The 25,707-nt window shown below is 64.8% G+C and carries 17 protein-coding genes; 12 read left to right on the forward strand and 5 right to left on the reverse strand.

Translation table 11 applies throughout. The features are described from left to right. The first annotated feature begins 3 nt into the window (after positions 1 to 3). Entirely contained in the window at positions 4 to 2,079 is a 2,076-nt protein-coding gene (locus BM382_RS22455) for an AsmA family protein (protein WP_072443933.1), read from the forward strand. Between the two features lie 66 nt (positions 2,080 to 2,145). On the opposite strand, the gene BM382_RS22460 is transcribed toward BM382_RS22455, so the two are convergent. Both BM382_RS22460 and BM382_RS22465 read right to left on the reverse strand, forming a co-directional pair. Next, entirely contained in the window at positions 2,146 to 2,676 is a 531-nt protein-coding gene (locus BM382_RS22460; protein ID WP_072443935.1) for a ferritin-like domain-containing protein, read from the reverse strand. A 110-nt stretch (positions 2,677 to 2,786) separates the two neighbouring features. Next, the gene (locus BM382_RS22465; protein ID WP_162470465.1) at positions 2,787 to 3,710 is read right to left on the reverse strand and encodes a LysR substrate-binding domain-containing protein; all 924 of its coding nucleotides are present in this window, start codon (positions 3,708 to 3,710) and stop codon (positions 2,787 to 2,789) included. 125 nt (positions 3,711 to 3,835) lie between these two features. On the opposite strand from BM382_RS22465, the gene BM382_RS22470 reads away from it, so the two are divergent. The 3 genes from BM382_RS22470 to BM382_RS22480 all read left to right on the forward strand — a co-directional run bounded on the left by BM382_RS22470 (position 3,836) and on the right by BM382_RS22480 (position 5,804). After that, positions 3,836 to 4,474: an FMN-dependent NADH-azoreductase gene (locus tag BM382_RS22470; protein WP_072443937.1), complete on the forward strand. Its 639-nt coding sequence runs from the start codon at positions 3,836 to 3,838 to the stop codon at positions 4,472 to 4,474. 12 nt (positions 4,475 to 4,486) lie between these two features. Beyond that, entirely contained in the window at positions 4,487 to 4,792 is a 306-nt protein-coding gene (locus BM382_RS22475) for a DMT family transporter (protein WP_011058984.1), read from the forward strand. 121 nt (positions 4,793 to 4,913) lie between these two features. Further along, complete coding sequence (locus tag BM382_RS22480) at positions 4,914 to 5,804, forward strand: esterase/lipase family protein (RefSeq protein WP_011058985.1); 891 nt, start codon at positions 4,914 to 4,916, stop codon at positions 5,802 to 5,804. 2 nt (positions 5,805 to 5,806) lie between these two features. On the opposite strand, the gene BM382_RS22485 is transcribed toward BM382_RS22480, so the two are convergent. Further along, the gene (locus BM382_RS22485; protein WP_072443939.1) at positions 5,807 to 6,712 is read right to left on the reverse strand and encodes a DMT family transporter; all 906 of its coding nucleotides are present in this window, start codon (positions 6,710 to 6,712) and stop codon (positions 5,807 to 5,809) included. A 96-nt stretch (positions 6,713 to 6,808) separates the two neighbouring features. On the opposite strand from BM382_RS22485, the gene BM382_RS22490 reads away from it, so the two are divergent. From BM382_RS22490 to BM382_RS22515, 6 genes are all read left to right on the forward strand, one after another. Next, positions 6,809 to 7,597, forward strand: a complete 789-nt coding sequence (locus BM382_RS22490; protein WP_011058987.1) for an AraC family transcriptional regulator — start codon at positions 6,809 to 6,811, stop codon at positions 7,595 to 7,597. Positions 7,598 to 7,668: 71 nt separating this feature from the next. Beyond that, on the forward strand, positions 7,669 to 7,968 hold the full coding sequence (locus BM382_RS22495; protein ID WP_011058988.1) for a PsiF family protein: 300 nt from the start codon (positions 7,669 to 7,671) through the stop codon (positions 7,966 to 7,968). Between the two features lie 245 nt (positions 7,969 to 8,213). Further along, the gene (locus BM382_RS22500; RefSeq protein WP_072444022.1) at positions 8,214 to 9,917 is read left to right on the forward strand and encodes a ShlB/FhaC/HecB family hemolysin secretion/activation protein; all 1,704 of its coding nucleotides are present in this window, start codon (positions 8,214 to 8,216) and stop codon (positions 9,915 to 9,917) included. 20 nt (positions 9,918 to 9,937) lie between these two features. Further along, positions 9,938 to 19,576, forward strand: a complete 9,639-nt coding sequence (locus BM382_RS22505) for a hemagglutinin repeat-containing protein (protein WP_239690418.1) — start codon at positions 9,938 to 9,940, stop codon at positions 19,574 to 19,576. After that, the gene (locus tag BM382_RS22510) at positions 19,573 to 20,424 is read left to right on the forward strand and encodes a hypothetical protein (protein ID WP_170866344.1); all 852 of its coding nucleotides are present in this window, start codon (positions 19,573 to 19,575) and stop codon (positions 20,422 to 20,424) included. The genes BM382_RS22505 and BM382_RS22510 overlap by 4 nt, the downstream gene beginning before the upstream one ends. Before the next feature lie 125 nt (positions 20,425 to 20,549). Further along, positions 20,550 to 21,560 (forward strand): AI-2E family transporter, encoded by a 1,011-nt coding sequence (locus BM382_RS22515; RefSeq protein WP_011058994.1) that lies wholly within the window; start codon positions 20,550 to 20,552, stop codon positions 21,558 to 21,560. A 66-nt stretch (positions 21,561 to 21,626) separates the two neighbouring features. On the opposite strand, the gene BM382_RS22520 is transcribed toward BM382_RS22515, so the two are convergent. Then, positions 21,627 to 22,892, reverse strand: coding sequence for an Hsp70 family protein (locus BM382_RS22520; RefSeq protein ID WP_072443945.1), 1,266 nt, complete (start codon positions 22,890 to 22,892; stop codon positions 21,627 to 21,629). A 297-nt stretch (positions 22,893 to 23,189) separates the two neighbouring features. On the opposite strand from BM382_RS22520, the gene BM382_RS22525 reads away from it, so the two are divergent. Next, on the forward strand, positions 23,190 to 24,131 hold the full coding sequence (locus tag BM382_RS22525) for a DnaJ C-terminal domain-containing protein (RefSeq protein ID WP_011058996.1): 942 nt from the start codon (positions 23,190 to 23,192) through the stop codon (positions 24,129 to 24,131). A gap of 23 nt (positions 24,132 to 24,154) precedes the next feature. After that, positions 24,155 to 24,457, forward strand: a complete 303-nt coding sequence (locus BM382_RS22530; RefSeq protein WP_011058997.1) for a chaperone modulator CbpM — start codon at positions 24,155 to 24,157, stop codon at positions 24,455 to 24,457. A gap of 87 nt (positions 24,458 to 24,544) precedes the next feature. Here the strand turns inward: BM382_RS22530 and BM382_RS22535 are convergent, their stop codons facing one another. After that, positions 24,545 to 25,678 carry a sensor histidine kinase gene (locus tag BM382_RS22535; protein WP_053148822.1) on the reverse strand — a complete coding sequence of 378 codons (1,134 nt, stop codon included), beginning with the start codon at positions 25,676 to 25,678 and terminating at the stop codon, positions 24,545 to 24,547. Between the last annotated feature and the right edge of the window lie 29 nt (positions 25,679 to 25,707).

Consider the following 25,707-nt stretch of genomic DNA (forward strand, 5'->3'; position numbering starts at 1 on the left):
GCAATGACGCGCACTCGTAAAATTCTCGCCTGGTCCATCACTGGCCTGATCCTGCTACTGGCGGTGCTGGTACTGGTGATCGCGTTCTTCGATTGGAACCGGATCAAACCCACGCTCAATGCCAAGGTCTCCGAGGAGTTGCACCGGCCCTTCGCGATCAATGGCGATTTGTCGGTGGTCTGGCAACGCGAACCTGACGAAGGTGGCTGGCGGGCCTGGGTGCCCTGGCCTCACGTGGTGGCCGAGGACCTGACCCTGGGCAACCCGGACTGGTCCAAGGCGCCGCAGATGGTCAGCCTCAAGCGGGTTGAGCTGCGCATTTCGCCTCTGGCCCTGCTGGCGCAACGGGTGAGCATTCCGCGCATCGACCTCACCGAGCCCGACGCCGCGTTGCAGCGCCTGGCCGACGGGCGCGCCAACTGGACTTTCAAGTTCGACCCCAAGGACCCGAACGCCGAACCGTCCAACTGGACGGTGGACATCGGTGCCATCGGTTTCGACAAGGGCCACGCGACCCTCGATGACCAGAGCCTGAAGACCCAGCTGGACCTGCAGGTGGAATTGCTCGGCAAGCCGATCCCGTTCAGCGATATCGTCGGTGAAAGTGAAGCGAAGAAGGTGGCCGAGAAAGGCGCCGAGGCCCAGGCCTATGCCTTCGCCCTCAAGGTCAAGGGCCAGTATCACGGGCAGAAGCTCGCCGGCACCGGCAAGATCGGCGGCCTGCTGGCCTTGCAGGATTCCCGCAAGCCGTTTCCGCTGCAGGCCCAGGCGCAGATCGGCGACACCAAGGTGGAGCTGCGCGGCAGCCTGACCGACCCGCTGAACCTCGGCGCCCTGGACCTGCGCCTGAAGCTGGCGGGCACCAGCCTGGGCAACCTCTACCCGCTGACCGGGGTGACCCTGCCGGATTCGCCGCCCTATTCCACCGACGGCCACCTGACCGCCAAGCTGCACGATCCGGCGGGCGCGACCTTCAGTTACCAGGACTTCAACGGCAAGATCGGCGACAGCGACATCCACGGCAACCTGACCTACGTGGCCAGCCAGCCACGGCCCAGGCTCAGTGGCGCGCTGGTGTCCAACCAGTTGCTGATGAGCGACCTGGCGCCGCTGATCGGCGCCGACTCCAACGCCAAGCAGAAGGCCCGGGGCGGCGAGAGCAAGCAGCCGGCGGACAAGGTGCTGCCGGTGGAAGAGTTCCGCACCGAGCGCTGGCGGGACATGGACGCCGATGTGGAATTCACCGGCAAGCGCATCGTCCACAGCGCCGAGCTGCCGTTCACCGATCTGTACACCCACCTGGTGCTCGACGACGGCCAGCTCAGCCTGGAGCCCCTGCGCTTCGGCGTGGCCGGCGGCAAGCTCGACGCCCAGATCCGCCTCAACGGCCACACCACGCCGCTGGAGGGCCGGGCCAGGCTGACGGCGCGCAATTTCAAGCTCAAGCAACTGTTCCCCACCTTCGAACCGATGAAGACCAGCTTTGGCGAGCTCAATGGCGATGCCGACATCGCCGGTCGCGGCAACTCGGTGGCGGCCCTGCTGGGCAGCGCCAACGGTGACCTGAAGATGCTGATCAACGATGGCGCCATCAGCCGCAGCCTGATGGAAATCGCCGGGCTCAACGTCGGCAACTATGTGGTCGGCAAGATGTTTGGCGACAAGGAAGTGAAGATCAATTGCGCGGCGGCCGACTTCGGCATCAAGAGCGGCCTGGCGACTTCCCGGCTGTTCGTCTTCGACACCGAGAACGCCATCATCTACATCGATGGCACCGCCAATATGGCCAGCGAGCAACTGGACCTGACCATCACTCCGGAATCCAAGGGCCTGCGCCTGTTCTCCCTGCGCTCGCCGCTTTATGTACAGGGCAAGTTCATCCAGCCTAGTGCCGGGGTCAAGGCCGTGCCCCTGGTACTGCGCGGTGCCGGCATGGTGGCCCTGGGGGTGATCGCCGGGCCGGCGGCGGGGCTGCTGGCGCTGGTGGCGCCCAGCGGCGATGAGCCCAACCAGTGCGCGCCGCTGTTGCAGCAGATGCGCTCGGGCAAGGCACCGGTGACGGTGAAACCGACTCATTAAGGGCCTGGGCGCGCGGCCAGAAAAAAGCCCGCCGCTGCAGGCAGGGCGGGCTTGGGGGAGAGGGCGTTACAGGTCGTTGAGGATGTCTGCCATGTCGTCGGCGTGTTCTTCTTCCTGGGCCAGGATCTCTTCGAACAGGCGGCGGGTGGTGGGGTCCTTGTCACCGACGTACTGGATGATCTCGCGGTAGCTGTCGACCGCGATGCGCTCCGCCACCAGGTCTTCGTAGACCATTTCCTTCAAGGTGTTGCCGGCCACGTACTGGGCATGGGAGTGCTTGGACAGCAGGTCGGGGTTGAACTCCGGTTCGCCACCGAGCTGGACGATGCGCTCGGCCAGTTTGTCGGCGTGCTCGGCTTCCTGGGTGGCGTGCTCGAGGAACTCGCTGGCGGCGACGCTAGCCTTGATCCCGTTGGCCATGAAGTAGTGGCGCTTGTAGCGCAACACACAGACCAGCTCGGTGGCCAGCGACTCGTTGAGCAGGCGCAGTATCTCCTCGCGATCGGCGTTGTAGCCCTCGGTCACGGCTCCGTTTTCCACGTGTTGGCGGGCCCGTTCGCGCAGGGTGTTCACATCAGACAAATGCATGTCGTTCATCTCGATCTCCTGGAGGCTAATCCGATTTACGCCAGGCTCTGTTGGCCTGATCGCTACCTTGGTTGTGAGTCGCGGCGGCGGCAAAAAGTTTTATCGGATGTGCCCGGCGGTCAACTGCGTGCCAGTGGCGGGTGCCCGGCCAGCAATGATTCCTGCTGCAGCCATTGAAGGAAGGCGCGCACCGGCGGATGGCGCTCGCGGCCGGGCACGCACAGGGCGCTGTAGCCGGCGCCGTCCACCTGGACTTCGGGTCGGTAGGGCTGCAGCAGGCCGCTGGCCACGCTCTGGGACACCAGGATGTCGCTGGCCAGGACCAGGCCCTGGCCGGCAATGGCCGCTTGCAGGGCGTACTGTTCCTCGTCGTAGGAGCGGATCAGCGGCGCGTCATCGAACCAGCTTTCCCCGGCCTGGGCGCACCAGGCCTGCCAACCGTCGGCATACAGCCGGGAGTTGCGCCAGTGCACGCTGATCAGGGTCGGCGCCTGCTGGCGGGCCAGGGCCACCTGCTGGGGCGAGCCGTAGACTGCGAAACGTTCGTCGAACAGGCACAGGCCGTGCAGGTCCAGGTAGCCCTCCTGGCTGTAGCGGATCGCCACGTCGATGCTGGCGTCCTGTTGCAGGTCTACCACCTCGCACTGGGTATCCAGGCGCAGGCTGATGCCGGGGTGCCGGGCATAGAAGCGCCCCAGCCGCGGCACCAGCCACAGGGCGGCAAAGGCCGCGGTGGTGGAAACGGTCAGTTGGGCATTGCTGGGTGTGGGCCGCAGCGTATCGACACTCTGGGTCACTTCCAAAAGAGCACCGTGCAAGCTGTGAAACAAGCGCTGGCCGGGCTCGGTCAGGCGCACCTGGCGCGGCAGTCGTTCGAACAGCGCCACCCCCAGCCAGTGCTCCAGGCTGCGGATCTGGTGCGACACCGCGGTGGGCGTCACCGACAGGTCCTCGGCGGCGGCCTTGAAACTCAGCAGGCGCGCGGCGGACTCGAAAGTGCGCAGGGCGGTGAGGGGCAGGTGGGCGAACATCGAGTGCTCCATGGCTGAGATAAATTCATCTGGAAGAAATTCTGTTCATTTGTTGCAGTGCGGCTGTGCTCTTAGCTTTAGCGCGGACCGGCCTTGGTTTCAAGGCCTCCATCAGCAACCCCTCTGAGGCAGATGAGATGAGTACAGTTCTTGCGATCCACGGTAGCCCACGGGGCGAGCGTTCCCACAGCCGGCGCCTGGCCGACGCCTTCCTCCAGGCCTGGCAAGCGGTCAATCCCCAGGGGCGGTTGACCCGGCGCGAGGTTGGCCGGGGTGCCTTGCCCCACGTCAGCGAAGCCTTTATCGCCGCCGCGTTTTATCCACAGCCCGAGGCGCGGCCTCTGTCGATGCAGGCCGACCTGGCCCTGAGCGACGAACTGGTGGCGGAGTTGCTTGACCATCAGCGCCTGGTGATCTCGGCGCCAATGCACAACTTCAGCGTGCCCAGCGGGATCAAGGCCTGGGTCGATCACATCGTGCGCCTGGGGCTGACCTTCAACACCCAGCAGGACAACGGCGTGGCCCAGTACCAGCCCCTGGTGCAGGGCAAGAAGGTGTTGATCGTTACCAGCCGCGGCGGGGGCGGCTTTGGCCCGGGGGGCGAGCATGAAGCGATGAACCACGCGGACCGCTGGTTGCGCACGGCCCTGGGTTTTATCGGTATCGAAGACGTCACCGTGGTTGCGGCGGAAGGCGAGGAGTCGGCGCCCGAGCGATTCGCGCAGTCCTGTGGCGAAGCCCAGCAGCGCCTGCTGGTCCTGGCGCAGAGTTTCTGAGGGGGCGGCGCCATGGCCTGGATGTTCCTGCTGCTGGCGGCGGCCTTCGAGGTCACGTTCGCCATGGGCATGAAGTACGCCGAGGGCTTTACCCGGCCCTGGCCGTCGCTGCTGACGGTGGTCGCGGCGGTGGGCGGGATCTATTTCCTGACCCTGGCCATGCGCGAGTTGCCGGTGAGCGTGGCCTACCCGATCTGGACCGCCATCGGTTCCCTGGGCACGGTGCTGCTGGGCTGCCTGCTGCTGGGAGAAAGCCTGACGGCGGTCAAGCTGGTGTCGGTGGGGCTGATCGTGGCGGGGGTGGCCGGGCTGAAGTAGCTGCCGGGAGAAACGGGCTGTCACCGGTTTGTCGCCAAAGCGTCATGGGGGCTGACGACGGCCTCGGTTATGGTCTAGCTTTCAGCCAGCCCCCGCTGCCTTCGCACAAGGATGTCGCCGCATGTCCCAAGAGCTTGCCACCCGTTACCCCCTGGTCCTGGTGCCCGGCATGCTCGGCTTTGTCCGCCTGCTGCTGTACCCCTACTGGTACGGGATCATTCCGGCCTTGCGCCGGGGCGGGGCGCAGGTGATCGCGGTGCAGGTCTCGCCGCTCAATTCCAGCGAGGTGCGCGGTGAGCAGTTGCTGGCGCAGATCCAGCGGATCATGGCCGAGACCGGCGCCGCCCGAGTCAACCTGATCGGCCACAGCCAGGGCGCGCTCACCGCGCGCTACGCCGCCGCCAGGCGCCCGGACTGGGTGGCCTCGGTAACGTCGGTGGCGGGGCCCAACCATGGCTCCGAGCTGGCGGATTATCTGCAGCGGCATTCACCCGCCCATAGCCTGCGGGGGCGAGTGCTGAGCCTGCTGCTGAGGGGGATTTCAAGCCTGATGCGGTTGCTGGAAACCGGCTATCGCGGACCGAAGCAGCCGGTGGATATCCATGCTTCGCACCAGTCCCTGACCACCGAGGGCGTGGCCCTGTTCAACCGCCAGTACCCCCAGGGGTTGCCGCAGGAATGGGGCGGGCAAGGGCCGGCGCAGGTCGACGGTGTGCACTACTACTCCTGGTCCGGCATTTTGCAGCCGGGCAAGACCAACCGCGGGCGTAACCTGTTCGACGGCACCAACCGCAGTTGCCGGCTGTTCGCCCGCACCTTCGTCCGTGAAGCCGGCCAGTGCGACGGCATGGTGGGGCGCTACAGCTCGCACCTGGGGCAGGTCATTGGCGATGATTACCCGCTGGACCATTTCGATATCGTCAATCAGTCCCTGGGGCTGGTGGGCAAGGGCGCGGAGCCGATCCGCCTGTTCGTCGAACATGCCCGGCGCCTCAAGGCCGCCGGCCTCTGATCTCAGCGTTGCCCGGCAGAAGCCGGCTTGCCGGCGAGCGGTCCCAGCACGGTGGTCCAGCGTTCCGAGAGAATCACCCCGCCCAAGGTCAGCAAGCCACCTACCAAATGGAACCAGGCCAACTGCTCATGCAGCACCACTGCCGCAATCAGCGCCGTGATCAACGGCAGCAGATTGAAAAACAGCGTGGTCCGGCTTGGCCCCAGGCGCACCACCGCCTGCATCCAGGCCAAGGGCGCGAGCATCGAAGCCAGCAGGCAGGCATAGAGCACCAGCGGAGTGTTCTGCAGAGTCGGGCCTACCTTCGGCGAAGCCAGGAACAACGGTAGCAGCACCACGACCGCCACCAGCACCTGCAGATACAACAGCACCAGCGGCGGCAGGCGCAGCTGCCATTTCTTCAGCAGGGTGCTGTAGATGGCGTAGGCCAGGGTGGCCACCAGCATCATCGCGTCCCCCAGGTTGACCCCGTGTTGCAGCAGCGCGGCCAGGCTGCCGGAGGACACCACCACCAGCACCCCGGCGAAGGACAGCACGGCGCCCACCAGGGCTCCGGCAGTCAGGCGCTGGCCCAGGGCCGCGATGGCCATGGCCAGGGACATCAGCGGCATCAGCGAAAGGATGATGCCCATGTTGGTGGCCGAGGTCAGGCTGGCGGCGAAGTAGGCCAGGCTCTGGTACACCGCCATGCCCAGCACGCCGAGAATGGCGATGCGCCAGAGGTTGGGGCGGACCTCCGGCCAGTGCTTGATCACCGGCTTGAGCATGAAGGGGGTAAACAGCAGGCCCGCCAGCAACCAGCGATAGAAGCCGATCTCCGCGGGAAAGATCGCGCCCACGGCGAGTTTGTTGATCACGGTATTGCCGGCCCAGATAAAGATGGCCAGCAGTGGATAAGCGTATTGCATGGAGACAACCAGAAAGTTGATGAAGGCTGATTATCCTCTTGTCCGGATCAATGCCTATACTGCGAACCGGACAACCCGCCCCGACATCCGGACAGCATGAGCAAAAAACACATCGATCTCCTGGATTTCCACGGGCTGCCCGCGCCGGTGTACTTCCGCTATGCCGACTTCGCCGCCCACAGCCATGCCCTGGAGCATCGTCACCCCTGGGGCTGCCTGGAGTATTCGGCCCACGGCGTGATGCACATGGAGATTGCCGGCCAGCGTTTCATGTCGCCGCCGCAATATGCGGTGTGGGTGCCGCCACAGACGCCCCACAGTTTCTACACCGCGCAGCCGATCAACTACCGCGCCGTACTGCTGGCCCCGGAGCTGTGTGCCGAGTTGCCGGCCGGGGGCAGTACCCTGGCCATCAGCGAGATCCTCAAGGCGATCCTCAAGGACTTCGCCGCCCGTGACGTGCAGATCCCCGAGGGCGAGGCCGACCAGCGCCTGGCCCAGGTGCTGCTGGACCAGTTGCGCCAGGCGCCGGTGCATACCTGTTACCTGCCCTACGCCAGCAGCCCCGACCTGCTGCGGGTGCTCCAGGCCCTGCAGGCCGAACCGGGCAACAACCAGCCTTTGGCCCACTGGGCGGGGCTGGCCCATGTCAGCGAGCGGACCCTGGCCCGGCAGTTCGTGCGCGAATTGGGCATGAGTTTTGGCGAATGGCGCCAGCGCCAGCGTTTCCTGGCCTCCATCGAGGCCCTGGAGAGCTCGCGCAGCATCCAGGAAATCGCCTTCGACATGGGCTACAGCAGCGCCTCGGCGTTTATCGCGATGTTCCAGCGCCAGGCTGGCAGCACGCCGGAGCAGTATCGCCGGGCCGGCCTGCAGAACAGGTGAAGGTGTAACAGGCTTTGTCTACACTGCGCTGGAGGCCGTGCCCGTCGGCGCGGTGACAAGGAGAAAACTCCATGAAGATGTTGCGTATTCCGTTGTTGATGGTGGGCCTGCTGCTGTGCTCCCAGGGTTTTGCCGCCACCGCCCAGCAGAACAAGATGACCACCTGCAATGCCGAGGCCACCGCCAAGACCCTGAAGGGCGATGAGCGCAAAGCCTTCATGAGCACTTGCCTCAAGGCGGCCCCGGCAGCTGCGGCTACCCCGTCCACGCCTCAGGAAAGAATGAAGACCTGCAACGCCACGGCCACCACCCAGGCGCTCAAGGGCGATGCGCGCAAGGCGTTCATGAGTGATTGCCTGAAGAAGAAATGAGCCTGAATCGATGGGGCCGAGGTATCGCGCGCGCTACAGGACCTTGGCCTGCATCGGTTTTTCAGAGTTTCGCAGCACGTAAACCATTAGCTTTCAATGAGATAGGTCTGGCAGCTACCGCTCGTCGCTTTTTTGTTATGTAAATTTTTTTACATTTACACTTTGTTCCCTTCGAAAACAGGTGCCGGGACGCACCACGCGGACGTTTGGCCAGCCAAAATCCGTGATTCTAGGGAATGGAAAGCATGTCGCGTTTTGGCTTGTTCAGGCCTGTAGTAGCGTTTTGTGCTTTGTCTGCTTCGCTCGCGCTCAGCGCCGCGCCGCTGCAGACGCCGGGTGATCGCGACCTGATTCGGGATCGCCAGCAGCAGTTGCTGCAAGAGCAGCAGAAGCGCCTCGACGAACTCCAGCAACTCCCCGGCAAGACCTTGCCCCCCGAGCCTGCCCCGCAACCGGGCGAGCAGCGCTGCTTCACCATCAAGACCGTGATTCTCAAGGGTGCCGATCATCTTTCCGCCGCCGACCGAGAGCGCCTGGTGGCGCCCTATCGCGACCAGTGCCTGTCGGTGACGCAGATCAACACCCTGCTCAAGGCCATCACCCATCACTACCTGCAGCAGGGCTATGTGACCACCCGGGCCTACCTGCCGGCCCAGGAACTGGCCTCGGGGCAACTGACCATCGTGGTGGTCGAAGGCCGCCTGGAGAGCCTGGACAGTTCCGCCCTGGCCAGCTCGCGGGAACTGGCCATGGCCTTTCCCGGCACCACCGGCGAGGTGCTCAACCTGCGGGAGCTGGAGCAACTGGTGGACCAGCTGACTCGCCTGCCTTCGCGCCAGGTGGAACTGGAACTGGCCCCGGGAGAGAAACTGGGCGACAGCCGTGTCGGGCTCAAGGGCCAGCGTCTGAAGCCCTGGCGGGTATCGGCCACCCGCAACAACAGCGGCGACAAGAGCACCGGCGAGCAGCAGGCCGGCCTCGGCCTGGACTGGGACAGCCCCCTGGGCCTGGCAGACCAGCTCAGCCTGCGGGCCAACCAGGACACGGTCAGCGACCGCTGGCGCCACTCCGACAACCAGAGCCTGTTCTACAGCCTGCCCTGGGGCTGGTGGACCCTCAGTTATTCCTACAGCCAGAGCTACTACCGCACCCGCAATGACAGCACCGGCTTCGACTTCACCATGGACGGCGAAAGCAAGAACCAGCAGTTGCGCGCCGAACGGGTGCTGCACCGCGACAACCTGAGCAAGACCGGCATGAGCCTGGGCTTGAGCCAGTTGCGCACGCGCAACTACCTCGATGACAACCTGATCGACGTTTCCAGCAACCGCATCACCGAAAGCCAGCTGGGCTTCAACCATGGGCGGCGCATCGGCAATGCCCTGGTCAACGCCGACATTGGCTGGCAGCAGGGCATCGGCGCCCTGGATGCCCAGGGCAGCGGCAATCCCCATGGCAGCGAGCCGGTGGCCCGTTACAACAAATACAGCCTGACCCTGAGCTACCTGCAGCCCTTTCGCCTGTGGAACGAAAACTTCAGCTTCGACAGCCTGGCCACCGGGCAGCGCAGCGAGGACGTGCTCTTCAGCCCCCAGCGCATCAGCCTCGGCGGCCTCAACTCGGTGCGTGGCTTCCAGGACCAGACCCTGTCCGGCAACAGCGGCGGCTACTGGCGCAACCAACTGCGCTGGCGCCGTGCGGTGACCTGGCCGGCGTTGCAGCCTTTTGTCCAGGAATACGGCATGGCCTTTGCGTATGACGTGGGGGTGATCAAGGGCGATCGCTACAACCAAGATGCCCGCGGCCGCATGAGCGGCAATGCCCTGGAACTCAATGCTCGCGGCCAGTACCTGGCTGCATCCGTCAGCTTCGCACGCTCCCTGGAGCGACCGGCAATTATCGAGAGGCGAGAGCACCCGGTGTACTTCCGGGTAGACCTGTTCTTCTGACTCGCCCGCAACGTTATTGAATGGATGATTCGCACATGGACGTACGCAAGCCTTTTGCCCAATGCATTGCCCTGTCGTTGTCGGGGATCCTGTTTCTCAACCCGATCGTCAGCGTGGCCGCAGGCCTGGCCCTGGACCCGGCCGCGGGGGGCAACGCCACCATCGGCGCGGCCGGCAATGGCGTACCCATCGTCAACATCAACGCCGCCAACGGCGCCGGCTTGTCCCACAACAAGTTCAGCGAATACAACGTCGGCAGCAACGGCCTGATCCTCAATAACGGTACCGGCTCGACCCAGAACACTCAGCTGGGCGGCTACATCATGGGCAACCCCAACCTCAAGGGGCAGGCGGCCCAGGTCATTCTCAACGAAGTCACCGGCAGCAATCGCAGCAAGCTGGCGGGCTATACCGAAGTGGCCGGGCAGTCGGCCCGGGTGATCGTCGCCAACCCCCATGGCATCACCTGCAACGGCTGCGGCTTCATCAACACCCCACGGGCCACCCTGACCACCGGCAAGCCGGTGATCGAAGGGCAGAAACTCGATCGCTTCCAGGTCGATGGCGGCGACATCAGCATCGAAGGCGCCGGCCTCAACGCCAGCAACATCGACCAGTTCGACCTGATCACCCGCAGTACCAAGCTCAATGCCGACCTGTACGCCAAGAAGCTCAACGTCATCACCGGGCGCAACGACGTCAAGGCCGATGACCTGAGCGTCACGGCCCGGGATGCCGACGCCAGCGCCAAGCCGGAACTGGCCATCGACAGCTCGGCCCTGGGCGGCATGTACGCCGGGGCGATCCGCCTGGTGGGCACGGAAAAGGGCGTGGGGGTGAACATGTCCGGGGAAATGGCGGCCAGCACCGGTGATATCCAGATCGACGCCAACGGCAAGGTCACGGTCGCCGGCATGGGCGCCAACCAGGCCATCGCCATCAAGGCCCAGAGCATCGAGCTCAAGGGCAAGGCCTACGCCGGCACCGAGGCGACCCTGCAGGCCGCCGAGCAGATCCAGGTGCAGACCAGCCTGGCGGCCCGGGACCGGGTCCAGGTGGTGGACGCCGCGCAAGTGGTCAACCACGGCATCATCGAAGCCGGAGTCAACACCGACAACAGCCGCAACGATCACGGCGAGGTCAAGCTGACCGCCGGCACCCTGGAGAACCGCGGCAACGTACTGGCCAGCCGCAACCTGGAGCTGACCGCGCGCCAGGCCCTGAACAACCAGAACGGGGTGATTCAGGGGCCCAAGGTCGAAGTCAAGACCGCGCGCCTGGTCAACCAGGGCGCACAGGCCCGGGTGCTGGCACAGCACGAGCTGGTGCTGACCACCCCGGCCATCGCCAACCTGGGCGGCCTGATCCGCTTTGGCGAGCAGCAGGCCGCGACGCTCACTCTGGATAGCCTGAACAACAACGGCGGGCGCCTGGAAGTGGCGGGCGCCGACCTGACCCTCAAGGCCCGCGAAGTGAGCAACCAGAAAGGCTCGATGATTGCCGACCGGGTAGAGATCAGCGCCGGGCGGCTGGACAACCAGCAGGGCCTGATCGGGGCCAGCCAGGGCAGCGCCACCTTCAAGGTCAGCGAGCAGTTGAACAACAACGGTGGCCAGCTCCAGGCCCAGACCCTGCTGGAAACCCAGGGCGCAGAGTTGCTCAACCAGGGCGGCAAGCTGCTGGCCGACCAGATCAAGATCACTGGCACTCGCCTGGACAACAGCCAGAAGGGCCTGGTCAGCGCCGAGAAGGGCGAGTTGCAGGTGAGCCTCGCCCAGGACCTGATCAATGCGGGTGGCAAGCTCCAGGCCACATCGCTGCTCAGCCTCAAGTCCGCCAGCGTGGATAACCGCGCTGGCACCCTGGTTGCTCCGCAGCTGACCCTCACCAGCAGTGGCAAGCTCGATAACCAGGGCGGCACGGTGGATGCCACCGGGCTTGAGCTGCACACCGCGGACATCGACAACCAGGGCGGCCTGCTGCAAGGCAAGGACAACCTGCTGCTGGAAGCCCGGGACCTGGCCAACAACCAGGGCCAGGTGATCGGCAACGTACTGACTGCCAACCTCGACAGCCTCAGCCAGAACCAGGGCGGGGTACTCAGCGCCGAAGCCGGCCAGCTGACCCTGACGGTCAAGCAGCATCTGAACAACGCCCTGGGCCATTTGCAGGCCAAGAACGGCGATGTGCAGATCGGCTCCGGCAGCCTGAACAACCAGGGCGGCGTGGTGGTGGGCAATCAATTGCTGCTGACCAACAACGGCCTTTTGGACAACCGAGGCGGGCAACTGGTGGGCGACCGCCTGAGCCTGAGCACCCAGCGCCTGGACAACCAGGGCGCAGGCCTGCTGGCGGCGGGCAGCGACGGCTTGCTGCTGACCTTGACTGCCGACGGCGCCACCCCGGGGCAGTTGCTCAACAGCCAGGGGCGCCTGCAAAGCGACGGGCATCTGCAAGTCAACGGCGGCCAACTGGACAACAGTGGCGGGGTGATCCTCGGCGAGAGCGTCGGGATCAACGCTGCGGGCCTGGACAACAGCGCCAGGGGCGCAGTGGTGGCCAAGGCCGGGGGGCTGCATGTGGCCCTCAACAACGGCGTATTGAACAACAGCGCCGGGGTCATCGACGCCGGTGACCAGGCACTCAAGGTCACCCAGCTGGCCCGTCTCGACAACCAGGGCGGCACCCTCAAGGGCAAGCGCCTGGAGGTCGATGGCGGCGCGCTGGACAACCGCCAGGGGCAACTGCTTGCTGGCAGCGATGGCCTGAACCTGGTGGCCGGGGGCCTGAACAACGCCGAAGGGATGATCCTGGCCCAGGGCGGCCATGGTGAAGTCACCCTGGGCCAGGGCAGCCTGGACAACCGTGGCGGCACCCTGCAGGGCGCGACCCTCGCGGTGACGGCCGGGGCTGTGGATAACAGTGCCCTGAACGGCAAGGCCGGCTTGATCAGCAGCCAGGCCGGCAACCTGAAGCTGGTGGTGGACCGCCTCACCAACCAGGCAGGCAAGCTCTACGCCAACGGCCTGCTCAGCGCTTCCGGACAGACCCTGGACAACCGCTGGGGCGGCGAAATCAGCGCCCATCAGTTGGACCTGACCACCGCGGCCAACCTCTACAACCAGGGCGGCCTGGTGGAGTCGGCCGGCTCGCTGCTGCTGGTGGGCGGCAACCTGGACAACAGCGCCGGCGGGCGAATCCGCGCCGTAGGCGGGGAGCAAAGCCGGGTCAGCCTGGGCGGCAGCCTGTACAACCAGGGCGGTAGCCTGGCCCTGGGCTCCAACGCCTTCAGCCTGAATGCGGGCAACCTGAACAACGTCGGCGGCAGCATCGAGCACGCTGGCAACGGCCTGTTCAAACTCGACCTGGGCGGGCTCTCGGGCCTCCAGGGGCGCATCACCGGCCTGGGCCGGGGCGACTGGGACATCGGCTGGGTGGACCGCAGCGGGCTGATGCAGCTCAACGGCGCCCTGGACCTGAGCACCGGTGGCGATCTCAACCTCAGTGCCGGCGACCGTATCGCCAGCGCCAGCGGCCTGCGGGTGGGCGCCGCAACCCTGAACAACGCCGGGGAACTGGCCAGTGACGGCTACCTGACCCTGGACCTGGGGGGCAACCTGAACAACAGCGGCCTGCTGTCGTCCCGGGGCAAGCTCACGGTGGGCGCCAGCGACCTCAACCAGAACGGCGGTCGTATCGCCAGCGGCGGCGACACCGAGCTGAACCTGCGCGGCACCCTGGACAACCTGGGCCGGCTGATCGCCAGCCAGAACCTCTACGTGTCGGCGGGGCAGATCAACAACCGCGGCACCCTGGGCGCCCTGGGGCAGATGCAGCTGCGCTCCAGCAACGGCATCACCACCTCAGCCGACACCCTGATCTACAGCGGCGGCGACATGCTCCTGCGGGGCAACGGCCTGGCCAACAGCTACGGCGACATCTACAGCGCCGGCAACCTCAGCTTCGCCGCCCTCGACGGGGGCCGCGCGGCCCTGCTGAGCAACCGCTCCGGAACCATCGAAAGCGAGGGCGACATGAACCTCAACGTGGCGTTGCTGCAAAACGCCATGGACCAGTACCAGGTCGGCGAAACCATCACCCAGCGCAATATCGTGATCAACTGCACCGATTGTTCCGGCGATTACCACACCGCCACTTACATCGTTAACACCACCTACGAAGGCACCATGGGCGAGCACTCCGCTGGCGCCCGCCTGGTGTCCAACCGTGACCTGACCATCAATGCCGATACGGTGGAAAACGACCAGAGCCTGATCGCCGCCAACCGCGATGTCTCCATCACCGCCAACAACCTGTACAACCGGGGCCTGACCCTGAACAAACGGGTCGAGAGCATCAGCTATTTCCTGCACGGGGTTTCCAAGGGCGCGTTCCGCGCCGCCGAGCGCGCCACCATCGCCTGGAACGCCGCCAACGCCAATCGCGCGCCGGGCCAGCAGGACCCGCTGCCGACCGTGGTGACCCAGTACCCGATCTACGAACCCGCCAGCCACACGGTGATCACCCCGGGTTCCCAGAGCGCCTACGCCTCCACCCTGCAGGCCGGCCAGCGCCTGCACCTGCAGGTCAGCGGCACCCTTGAAAACGGCGTGCAGAGCGAACAGAGCCGCGCCCAGCTCACCGGGCAGACGCTGCAGAACAACCTGGCCCAGGTGGGCGGCCAGGTGATCACGGTCAATGCCCAGAGCTCCGCGGCGGCCAACCAGGTGGCCAAGGATGTGCAACGCATCGAGAAGGTCGGCGCCGACGGCACCACCCAGGTCAGCTTCGTCCCGGTGGATTTCTCCGGCGTGCCGTTCGCCGCCGTGGACCCGACCTCGCTGTCGAGCTTCCGCGTGCCTCAGGGCGAGTACGGCCTGTTCGTCAAGAGCCAGAACCCCCAGGGCCGCTACCTGATCGAGACCAACCCGACCTTCACCGACCTGTCGCGCTTCATGAGCTCGGACTACATGCTCGGCAACCTCAACTACAACACCGACCAGACCTGGCGCCGCCTGGGCGACGGCCTGTACGAGACCCGGCTGATTCGCGACGCAGTGCTGGCCCAGACCGGCCAGCGCTTCCTGGCGGCCGGGCTGACCAGCGACTACGACCAGTACCGCTACCTGATGGACAACGCCATCGCTTCCAAGGACCAGTTGAACCTGAGCATCGGCGTGTCCCTGACCCCGGCCCAGGTGGCCTCGCTGACCCATGACATCGTGTGGATGGAAACCCGCGAAGTGCAGGGTGAGAAAGTGCTGGTGCCGGTGCTCTACCTGGCCCAGGCGGAAACCCGCAACCTGCGCGGTGGCAGCCTGATACAGGGGCGCGACATGACCCTGATCGCCGGCGGCGACCTGACCAACGTCGGTACCCTGCGGGCCAGCAACGACCTGAGCGTGAATGCTGGCGGCAGCCTCTACCAGGGCGGCCTGATCGAGGCCAACGAGCGGGTCAGCCTGATGGCCCAGGACAGCGTGCGCAACGCCCTGGCCGGGGAAATCCGCGGCAACCAGGTCAGCGTCACCTCGATCAAGGGCGACATCATCAACGACCGCACCGCAGTGGCCGTCGGCTACGGCTCGGGCAATCGCACCATCCTCGACCAGGGCAGCCAGATCACCGCGCGCCAGCAGCTGGACCTCAGCGCCGGTCGCGACCTGACCAACCTCGGCCAGCTCGCCAGTGCCGGCGATGCCAAGCTCAGCGCCGGTCGCGACATCGACCTGCTGGCGGTGCAGGACCACACCTTCACCCAGAGCGCGATCCGTCGCGGCCTGGTGACCAACGACACGGTGCAGACCCTGGGCTCCAGCGTGACCACCGGCGGCAACCTGGAACTCAATGCCGGGCGCGACCTGGCGGTGGTAGCGAGCCAGGTCAGCGCCGGCAACGACCTGTCCCTCAATGCCAAGCGCGACATCGTCATCGCTTCGGCCCAGGACGAGCAGTCCTCGACCTTCTACCAGAAGAAGAAGGGTTCCTGGGGCAAGAGCAAGACCACCCGCAGCGCCGATTCCTCCACCACCAACGTGGCCTCCGAGATCAGCGCCGGACACGACCTGATGGTCAACGTCAGCCAGGACAAGGACGGCCGTATCAGCCTCAACGGCGGACGCGACGTCACCGTGGTCGGCAGCCAGCTCAAGGCCGGCAACGACCTGTTGGTGGGCGCTACCCGGGACGTCAGCCTGGTCTCGGCCCAGGAGCAGCAGGACAGCGCCTACAGCCAGAAGAAGAAAGGCAGCTTCGGCCTGAGCAAGAGCGGCAACAGCCGCACCTCCAGCAGCACCACCCAGGTGGGCAGCGAGCTGAGTGCCGGCAATGACGCGGTGGTGATATCCGGGACCAACGTCAACCTTTCGGCCAGTTCCATCGAAGCCAAGCGCGATGCCGAAGTGCGCGCCGGGCTGATCGACAAGAACGGCGACATCAACCTGATGGACGCGGCCAACACCTCCAGCAGCCAGAGCGACAAGTACAAGAGCAAGGTGGGGTTCTCCAGTTCCGGCAGTTTCACTTCGATTGCCTCCTCGAAGAAATCCGGCCAGGAAAACATTCAATCCCAGAGTGTCGGCAGCGTGGTCAGTGGCGGGCGTGACACCACCCTGCAGGCATCTCGTGACGTCAACATGATCGGCAGCACGGCCGCGGCCGAGCGCAACCTGAATGTGGGGGCGGGACGCGACATCAACGTCCTGGCCGGCAGCAACAGCTCGGACCAGAGCAACTGGAAATCCGAGAAGCATGTGGGGCTGTCCCTGGAGAGCGATCGCAATGGCGTCACCGCGTTCCTGGGCAGCGAAGGCCTCAAGCAGAAATCGCGCAATGCCGAGCAGACCGTGGCGCCGAGCCAGTTGCTGGCCGGGCAGGATGCAACCATCAAGGCCGGACGTGACTTGACCCTGGAAGGCTCGCGAGTGGATGCCGGGCGTGATATCAACCTGCAGGCCGGGCGCGATATCAGCATCGACGCGGGCAAGGAAACCTCGATCGAGGAGCGCAGCAAGAGCCGTGACCTCAATGGCCTGACGGTCAATGTCAGCCACAACTACGGCAACACCATGGACGCCCTCAAGGGCACCGGCAAAGGCGAGGACAACACCAGCAAGGCCTCCAGCGTGCTCAGCACCGTGGATGCGATCAACCAGTTCACCTCGGGCCCGACCACCGCGACCCATTTCGGTACGGCCAGCCAGTCCAGCAGCTCGCGCCAGGAAGTGCACAGCAACAGCCCTGCCAGCCTGGGGGCCGGTCGGGATATCAGCGCCGTGGCCGGCAATGACATCAACATTCGCGGTGGTCAGTTCGACGCCGGGCGCGACATCACCCTGGTGGGCCGTGACATCAATGTGGATGTGGCCCGCGGTTCGGTCTCCGAAGAGAGCAAGACCGCCCGCAGCCAGGGCGGCATCAATGGCCAGAGCGGCGGCGGTAGCGCCCGTGCCGGTATCGGCGGCAGCAACGGTGTGGCCAGCGAGCAGATGAACCAGGGCACCAACACCCCGTCGGTATTCCTCGCCGGGCGTGATGTCAGCCTTGAAGCGCGCAACAACCTGACCCTGATCGGAACCCAGGTCCAGGCCGGGCGCGATATCGACCTGGGCGCCGGTAACGACCTGACCATCCGCGCCGCGCAGAACGATTCCAGCAGCGAGTCCAACCGCCACAGCGGCGGTGGTGAAGTGGGCCTGGCCGTGGGCGGCAAGGACTTCATCTCGGTCTACGCCAGCGTCGACATGGGCAAGGGCCAGTTGGACCGGGACAACCAGCGGCAGCAGAACGCCAATCTGGTAGCCGGCGACCAGCTGCGCTTCAGCAGTGGCAAGGACACCACCATCGCCGGCGCCACCCTGCGCGGTGGTGAGGTCATCGGCCGGGTTGGCGGTGACCTGACCGTGTCCTCGGTGCCGGACACCGGCAAGGTCAGCGGCAAGGAAATGGATGCCAGTGTCACCGTGAGCATCGGCCTGGGCGGCGGTGGCAGCGTCAGCGGTTCCCTGGGCATGGGCAAGACCACCGGCAAGACCAACTGGGTCCAGGAGCAGACCAGCATCACCGGCAAGAACGGAGTGGACATCCGCACCGAGAACCACACCCAGCTCGACGGCGCGCTGGTCGCCGCCGACAACGGCAACCTCAAGCTGGACACCGGCACCCTGGGCTTCCGCGATATCTCCGGCCAGGACAAGGAGCACAGCTACTACGTCAATGCGGGCGGCACCTTTGGCTGGGGCGGCGGCGATGGCGCCAAGGCCACCGGCGGCAAGGACGTGGCCTTCACCACGGACAAGAGCCAGGAAGGCAAGGGCAAGACCGGGGCGTCCGGCTGGAGCGTCAGCGGCTATGACTACCGCAAGGAGCGTGAGCAGGAAGTGCGCGCCACAGTGGGCGCGGGCACCATCACCGTGCGCAACGACGCCAAGACTGGCGTCGACTCCACTGCGGGCCTGAACCGCGATGTGTCCCAGGCCTATGAAATCACCAAGGACAAGGAAAAGCGTACCGACCTGTATGTCTCGCAGTCGTCCCTGGAGTCGGTGAACCACCCGATTCAGACCCTGAACCAGTGGAAGGAGGGGATGAAGAACTATGGCAAGAATGCCTCGGGTATCTTCACCCAGTTTGGCGACCTGAGTAAGGCGGCGGACCAGGTGGTGGCCGACAACCCGTCGTTGCTGCCGCTGGCCTGGATTCCCGGGCTCCTGGAAACCGTGCTCGACAAGGCTGGCAAGTACACCGGTGGCATCATGCCCGGCGTCGAGAACCATGGTGGCCTGATCACCCAGGTGCCGGCCTTGATCACGGGTGACATGCGCTTCTATCGGGTTGAGACCAAGTACCAGTACGAGTCCGACGGCAAGACCATCAAGGTGGACCCGTTGTCCGGCAAACCGATGATCGAGAACGTGCAGAAGCTGATGGAGATCGAGCGTCCCGATGGTGATGGTGCAGTGTTCACCAACGGCATCCAGAACTCGCTGATGGCGGCATTGGTCAACGGTGCGATGCAGACCGGCTCCGATTCCTTCATGCAGGCCTACAACCCCGAGCACGGGATTCTCGGCGACTTGGTCGAGTCGCTGTGGGATGTGGCGCTGGGCGGGACGGTACGCTCTGGTAACGCCCAGCAGCTGCACGATTTCTTCCAGGCCGGGATCAAGGATGAGTACAAGCTGGACGTTGCCGGCCACAGCCAGGGCGGTCTGTTGACCTACCGGGCGATTTCCGGCCTGGATTTCAACCTCAATGGCCAGGTCGGGAGCATCCAGTTGTCGGGCGCCCCAGTGGGTTCCAAGAGCTTCTTTGAAGCCGCCGATGCTGCCGGATTCGATATCGGCAACGGCGCCTTCTTCCAGGTCAACCGTCCGGGGTCGAAGACCTTTTTCGGCATGTTGCCGGTCACCGATACCGTGTCGGATCTGCTGGGGCAGAACTTCACGCACTCGTCCGACCCGGTGGCTCGTTTCTTCGGTTCGCTGGCGACCAGCACCTCGTTGACGGGAGTGGATAGCCCGCACTCGAACTACCTGTGTGTTGCCAAGGGCATGTGCGGTGATGCGCCCAATGCGCTGCAGGACCAGTTCAAGAAGAATCCCCGGTACATTGAACCTACGTTCATCGATGCCAATGGCAAGGACACTATCCGCAGATGAGGGGGAGTCCAAGTGTGGTGGTGGGGCTGGCATTGCTGCTCGGGGGATGCCTGAACCTCCCCGCCAAGCCGCAGGAGCGACGCACCGAGCAGCGCATGTTGTGTAGCGAAGGGGCCAAGCGGGTGACCTTGCCCCAGCGTTTCTCCTTCGACCTGCCTGAACCGTTCCGGCACACAGAATGCGGTACGCTCATGGGCGGTTTCTACTACGACAGAATCAGCGACAGCCTGTCTGTCGCTACCGAGGGGACCTTCGCCTATGGCGATGTCCAGGTATCGGCGTCTTCGCTGTACATGAAGGTCAGCAGTTTTCTCGACGGTGAGGGTTATGGGCTGATGTATCCCCACGACGCCTTTCTCCAGGGCAAGCTGGCTGCATTGGCTTTGCCCGGCAGTGGTGCCAAACCCCGTGAAGTGGATTGGGTCACCCGGGGTGGCTACCAGTGCCTGCGCTTCTATGAGCACTGGCAGGGGGCTGCAGTGGGGCTCTGGGAGGATGAGGTCAGGTATTGGTGCTGGGAAGGGGAAAGCGGCCTTACTCAACCGTTCTATGTACATGCCGGGCAACGTCTGGCTTTGGGCGCCAAGGGTTACGATCTTGATCGAATCTTTATCCTGCCGTTCTTTGCCAGCTTGCAGATCAAGCGTCTGGCACCTTCGGCTCTGGCTCAGGCACAAAACCGGCTCCAGGCTGCTTGTGCCCGCGGCAAGGCTCGTTATGACCGGGGAAGCGCCTGGGGCAGCGACTACCCCGACAAGCGCCTGACCCTGACCCGCCTGCACTACTGCGGCTACGACGTGCCGCTGCCCGACCTTTCGGCCCCGGCGCCCGGGGCCAAAGCCGACTGAACCTTCGCCTGTCACAACACTCCAGTACCCTGTAAGCCCGCGTCCTCACGGCGCCTGCCACTATTCCTCAGGGGTGAAGGCTGGCAGACTGCCGGTCTTTTCCCCGCTGTCTGTCTTGAGGCTATATGCCAGCGTTTTCACAGCGTCATCTGTTGTTCATCAGTTGGATCATCATCTTCGGTGGCCTGTTGCTGGCCTTGCCCCTGCGTCTGCTGCCCAGCCTGCTGGCCGGGTTGCTGGTGTTCGAGCTGGTCAACATGCTCACCCCGCAACTGCAGCGGCTGATCGAAGGCCGGCGTGCGCGCTGGCTGGCGGTGGCCCTGCTGGGCACCCTGGTGGTCAGCCTGCTGACCCTGCTGTTCGCCGGGGCCATCAGCTTCCTGTTGCATGAGGCGGAGAACCCGGGTGCCTCGCTGGGCAAGTTCATGGTGGTGGTGGACAAGGCCCGGGGCCAGTTGCCGCCGTTCCTCGATTCCTACCTGCCGGCCAGCGCCGCCGAGTTCCAGGCCGCCATCGGCGCCTGGGCCAGCAAGCACCTGAGCGAGTTGCAACTGGTAGGCAAGGACGCGGCGCACATGTTCGTGACCCTGCTGATCGGCATGGTCCTGGGGGCGATCATTGCCCTGCAGCGGGTCCCCGACCTGACCAAGCGCAAGCCTCTGGCGGCGGCGCTGTTCGACCGTCTGCACCTGCTGGTCCAGGCGTTTCGCAACATCGTCTTCGCCCAGATCAAGATCTCCCTGCTCAACACCTTCTTCACCGGGATCTTCCTGGCGCTGATCCTGCCGCTGTTCGGGGTCAAGCTGCCGCTGACCAAGACCCTGATCGTGCTGACCTTCCTGCTGGGCCTGCTGCCGGTGATCGGCAACCTGATTTCCAACACACTGATCACCATCGTCGGCCTGTCGCTGTCGATCTGGGTGGCGGTGGCGGCGCTGGGCTACCTGATCTTTATCCACAAGCTGGAATACTTCCTCAACGCGCGGATCGTTGGCGGGCAGATCAGTGCCAAGTCCTGGGAGCTGCTGCTGGCGATGCTGGTGTTCGAGGCCGCCTTCGGCCTGCCCGGGGTGGTGGCGGGGCCGATCTATTACGCGTACCTGAAGAGCGAGTTGAAGCTGGCGGGATTGGTGTGAACCTTGTTCGCCGGCCCGCCGGCTCCTACAGAACCTTGTAGGAGCCGGCGGGCCGGCGAAGCTGTTTCAGCCGTAACGCTTCTTGGCCTCGATGGCCAGGCCGCTGCCGATGCTACCGAAGATATTGCCTTCCACATGCCGGGTATTGGGCAGCATCGCCGCCACGCTCTGGCGCAGCGCCGGAATGCCGCTGGAACCACCGGTGAAGAACACCGTATCGACCTGGCCCACACCGACATTGGCGTCGCTCAGCAACTGGGTGACGCTGGTGCGGATGCGCTCCAGCAAACCGTCGATGGAGGATTCGAACAGGGCCCGGGTCAGGTCCACGTTGAGGTCGCGCTCGATCCGGTCCAGGGCCACCAGGCGGTTCTCTGCGTGGGTCAGCTGGATCTTGGTCTCTTCCACTTCCATGGCCAGCCAGTGCCCGGCGCGCTGTTCGATCAGCTTGAACAGACGGTCGATGCCGCCGGTGTCCTCGATGTCATAGCGCATGCTGCCCAGGGCCAACTGGGATTTCTGCGAGTACACCGAGTTGATGGTGTGCCAGGTCGCCAGGTTCATGTGGTGGCTGGTGGGCATGTAGGCGCCGCTCTTCATCCGGCTGCCGTAGCCGAACAGCGGCATCACGCCCTGGAGGCTCAGTTGCTTGTCGAAGTCGGTACCGCCCACGTGCACGCCGCCGGTGGCGAGGATGTCGTCGTGGCGGTTATCGACGCCACGGCGCTCGGGAGACAGGCGCACCAGGGAGAAGTCCGAGGTACCACCGCCGATGTCGACGATCAGCACCAGTTCCTCGCGCTCGATGGTGGATTCGTAGTCGAAGGCCGCGGCGATGGGTTCGTACTGGAAGGACACTTCCTTGAAGCCGATCTTGCGGGCCACTTCCACCAGGGTGTCTTCGGCTTCCTGGTCGGCGGCGGCGTCGTCATCGACGAAGAACACCGGGCGCCCCAGCACCACTTCTTCGAATTCCCGACCGGCGGCGGCCTCGGCGCGGCTTTTCAGTTGGCCGATGAACAGCCCCAAGAGGTCCTTGAACGGCATGGCAGTGCCCAGCACGCTGGTGTCGTGCTTGATCAGCTTGGAACCCAGCAGGCTCTTGAGCGAGCGCATCAGCCGGCCTTCGTAGCCTTCCAGGTATTCGTGCAACGCCAGGCGGCCGTACACCGGACGGCGCTCCTCGATATTGAAGAACACCACCGAAGGCAGGGTGATCTTGTCGTCCTCCAGGGCGATCAGCGTCTCCTCGCCGGGGCGCAGCCAGCCGACGGTGGAGTTGGAGGTACCGAAGTCAATGCCGCAGGCACGGGCCGGGGTGGCGTTGTTCATGTCTTTGGATCCGGTGAAAAAAACGGCCGCGCAGCGTACGCCAGTCCTCGCGCCTTGCAAAGGCCGACTATCTGCTAAATCACCCCCTGTCGTGCCTTGAAAGACTATCCTTGACCCCCAAACTTGCAGGCATGGGCCGAGCAGCCACCCGGGATCACAAGATCCGCCCGAGGCTGCCGATAAACTTCTGATGCGCCGTTCAGTCAGAGAATTGAGATTGATCAATTCTCATGCTGCCAGACCGAGCATGCTGTGCTGCACGCCGCGCGACTTTGATAACGGATGGTGATTCCCTCGATGGACTTCAAAGACTATTACAAGATTCTCGGCGTGGAGCCGACAGCGGACGACAAGGCGATCAAGGCCGCCTATCGCAAGCTGGCGCGCAAGTACCACCCCGACGTCAGTAAGGAAAAGGATGCCGAGGCCAAGTTCAAGGACGCCTCGGAAGCCTATGAAGCGCTGAAAAGCGCCGACAAGCGCGCCGAGTACGATGACCTGCGCAAGTACGGCCAGCATGGCCAGCCCTTCCAGGGTCCGCCGGGCTGGCAGAGCCGTGGCGGTTTTGGCGGCGGCGAGGACGGTGGCGATTTCTCGGACTTCTTCAGTTCGATCTTTGGTAACCGGGGGCCAGGATTCGGCGGCCCGGAGCAGCGCCGCAGCAGCGGTCGTCGTGGACAGGATGTGGAAATGGAACTGCCGATCTTTCTTGAAGAAACCCTGTCCACCGAGTCGAAGAAGATCAGCTTCCAGGTGCCGCAGTACAACGCCAATGGCCAACACGTCAGCAACACCAGCAAGAGCCTGAACGTGAAGATTCCGGCAGGTGTCACCGACGGCGAGCGCATCCGCCTCAAGGGCCAGGGCGCGCCGGGCGTGGGCGGCGGCGCGAATGGCGACCTGTACCTGACCATTCGCTTCGCGCCGCATCCCAAGTTCGATGTCGAAGGCGAGAACCTGATCATCACCCTGCCACTGGCCCCCTGGGAGCTGGCGCTGGGGACCGAGGTCGCGGTACCGACCCTGACCGGCAAGATCAACCTCAAGGTTCCGGCCGGCAGCCAGAATGGCCAGCGCATGCGCGCCAAGGGCCATGGCCTGCTGAACAAGGCCGGCCAGCGCGGCTACCTGTTCGTGCAACTCAAGGCGGTCATGCCCAAGCAGGCGGGCGACGACGTCAAGGCCTTGTGGCAGGAGCTGGCGAAGAAGGCGGCGTTCGACCCCCGGGAAAATTTCTGATTCGACACTAGGAGGCGCTGATCATGAGCACCCTGATCGTTCAGCTGGACATGGAAGAGTTCTGTGAAGTGGCCGACCTGTCGGCGGCCTACGTGATCGAAATCGTCGAGCACGGCATCCTCGAACCTCAGGGCCGGGCGCCCAAGGACTGGCGCTTCAACGACTATGAGCTGTCCCTGGCCAAGCGCGCGGCGAAGTTGCGCCGCGACCTGGACCTGGAATGGGAAGGCGTGGCCCTGGCCCTGGACCTGCTGGACGAAGTGCGGCAACTACGCGCCGAGAACCAGATGCTCAAACAGCGCCTGGGCCGCCTGCTGGTGGACTGACCGCCCCCTGTAGGAGCCGGCTTGCCGGCGAAGAGGCCCTTGAGCCTTGCGTCGCTTGTGCTGGCGCCTTCGCTGGCAAGCCAGCTCCTACGGGGTGGCGCGGGAGACGCGCGGCAGGACCACGGTGAAGGTGGTGCCATCGCTGGCGTTGGAGCTGACTTCGATGCTGCCCTGGTGGGCAACCACCACTTCCTTGACGATGAACAACCCCAGGCCAAGGCTGGTGCTGGGGTTGCCCAGTTCTTCGTCGACGCTGCGCACCAACGGGTCGAACAGGGTGCCCAGGGCCTCCGGGGGGATCGGCGTGCCGTAGTTGTGCACGGTCAACAGCACCTGTTCCGCGCCACCGGTGATGGTCACGGTCACGGTGCGGCGGTTGTTGCCGTGCTGCAGGGCGTTGCCGATCAGGTTCTGCAGCATCTGCTCGATGCGCCCGCGGTCCCAGATGCCATGGCTGTCGCCCTCGAAGCTCATCAGCGGGGTGCAATCGGGCTGCCCGGCGCAGGCTTCGTCCATGGCCGCCTTGGCCGCGCTGGCCAGGTCCATGGGCGCAGGTTCGATAGGCAGGCTGCTGCCCAGGCGGCTGCGCACGAACTCCAGCAGGTCGCTGACCATGGCGCCCATGTGCCGGGTGCCGCTCTTGATACGTGAAACGAAGGCCTGGGCGTCGCCGTCCAGGGCGACTTTGCGTGCCAGCATTTCAGTGGACATGCTCACTGCCTGCAACGGCGCCCGCAGGTCGTGGCCAAGAATTGCCAGGAAGATATCCCGCGAGCGGCTGACCTGTTCGGCATAGGCCGCGGTGGACTCGGCCAGGGCTTCATCAATGGCTTCGTTGAAACGGATCATGTCCTGCAGGTAGGCCAGGTCCGGTGTCTGCAGGCTGGCCACCCACAGGCGGATCACGCAGGCTCGCAGGTGGCGGAATTCCGAGGTCATCTGCACCAGGTCGAACCCCACGTGATGGCGCAGCTCGCCATGGCTGGCGGCCGCGGCATCCAGGCTGGGGGTTTTTTCCGGGCCTTCGCCCTTGGCCTTGGCCCGTTGTTCCCCGGGGCTCTGGGCGGTGCACATATCCCGGGCGGCGGCCAGCAGGATGGAGCGCGCGTGGTCACGCAGGTCCGTGCGGGTTAGGGAGTCCTGGGCGAGGCTCCTGGCAAATTGTTCCCATTCATCAACGATTCGATCAACGTGCTGCACGATAAAATCGGACAGGCGCATAGCCGGGCACCTTACTGGGCAGTGAGTGG

Source organism: Pseudomonas sp. NFPP25, assembly GCF_900116505.1.
GTDB classification, from domain to species: domain Bacteria; phylum Pseudomonadota; class Gammaproteobacteria; order Pseudomonadales; family Pseudomonadaceae; genus Aquipseudomonas; species Aquipseudomonas protegens.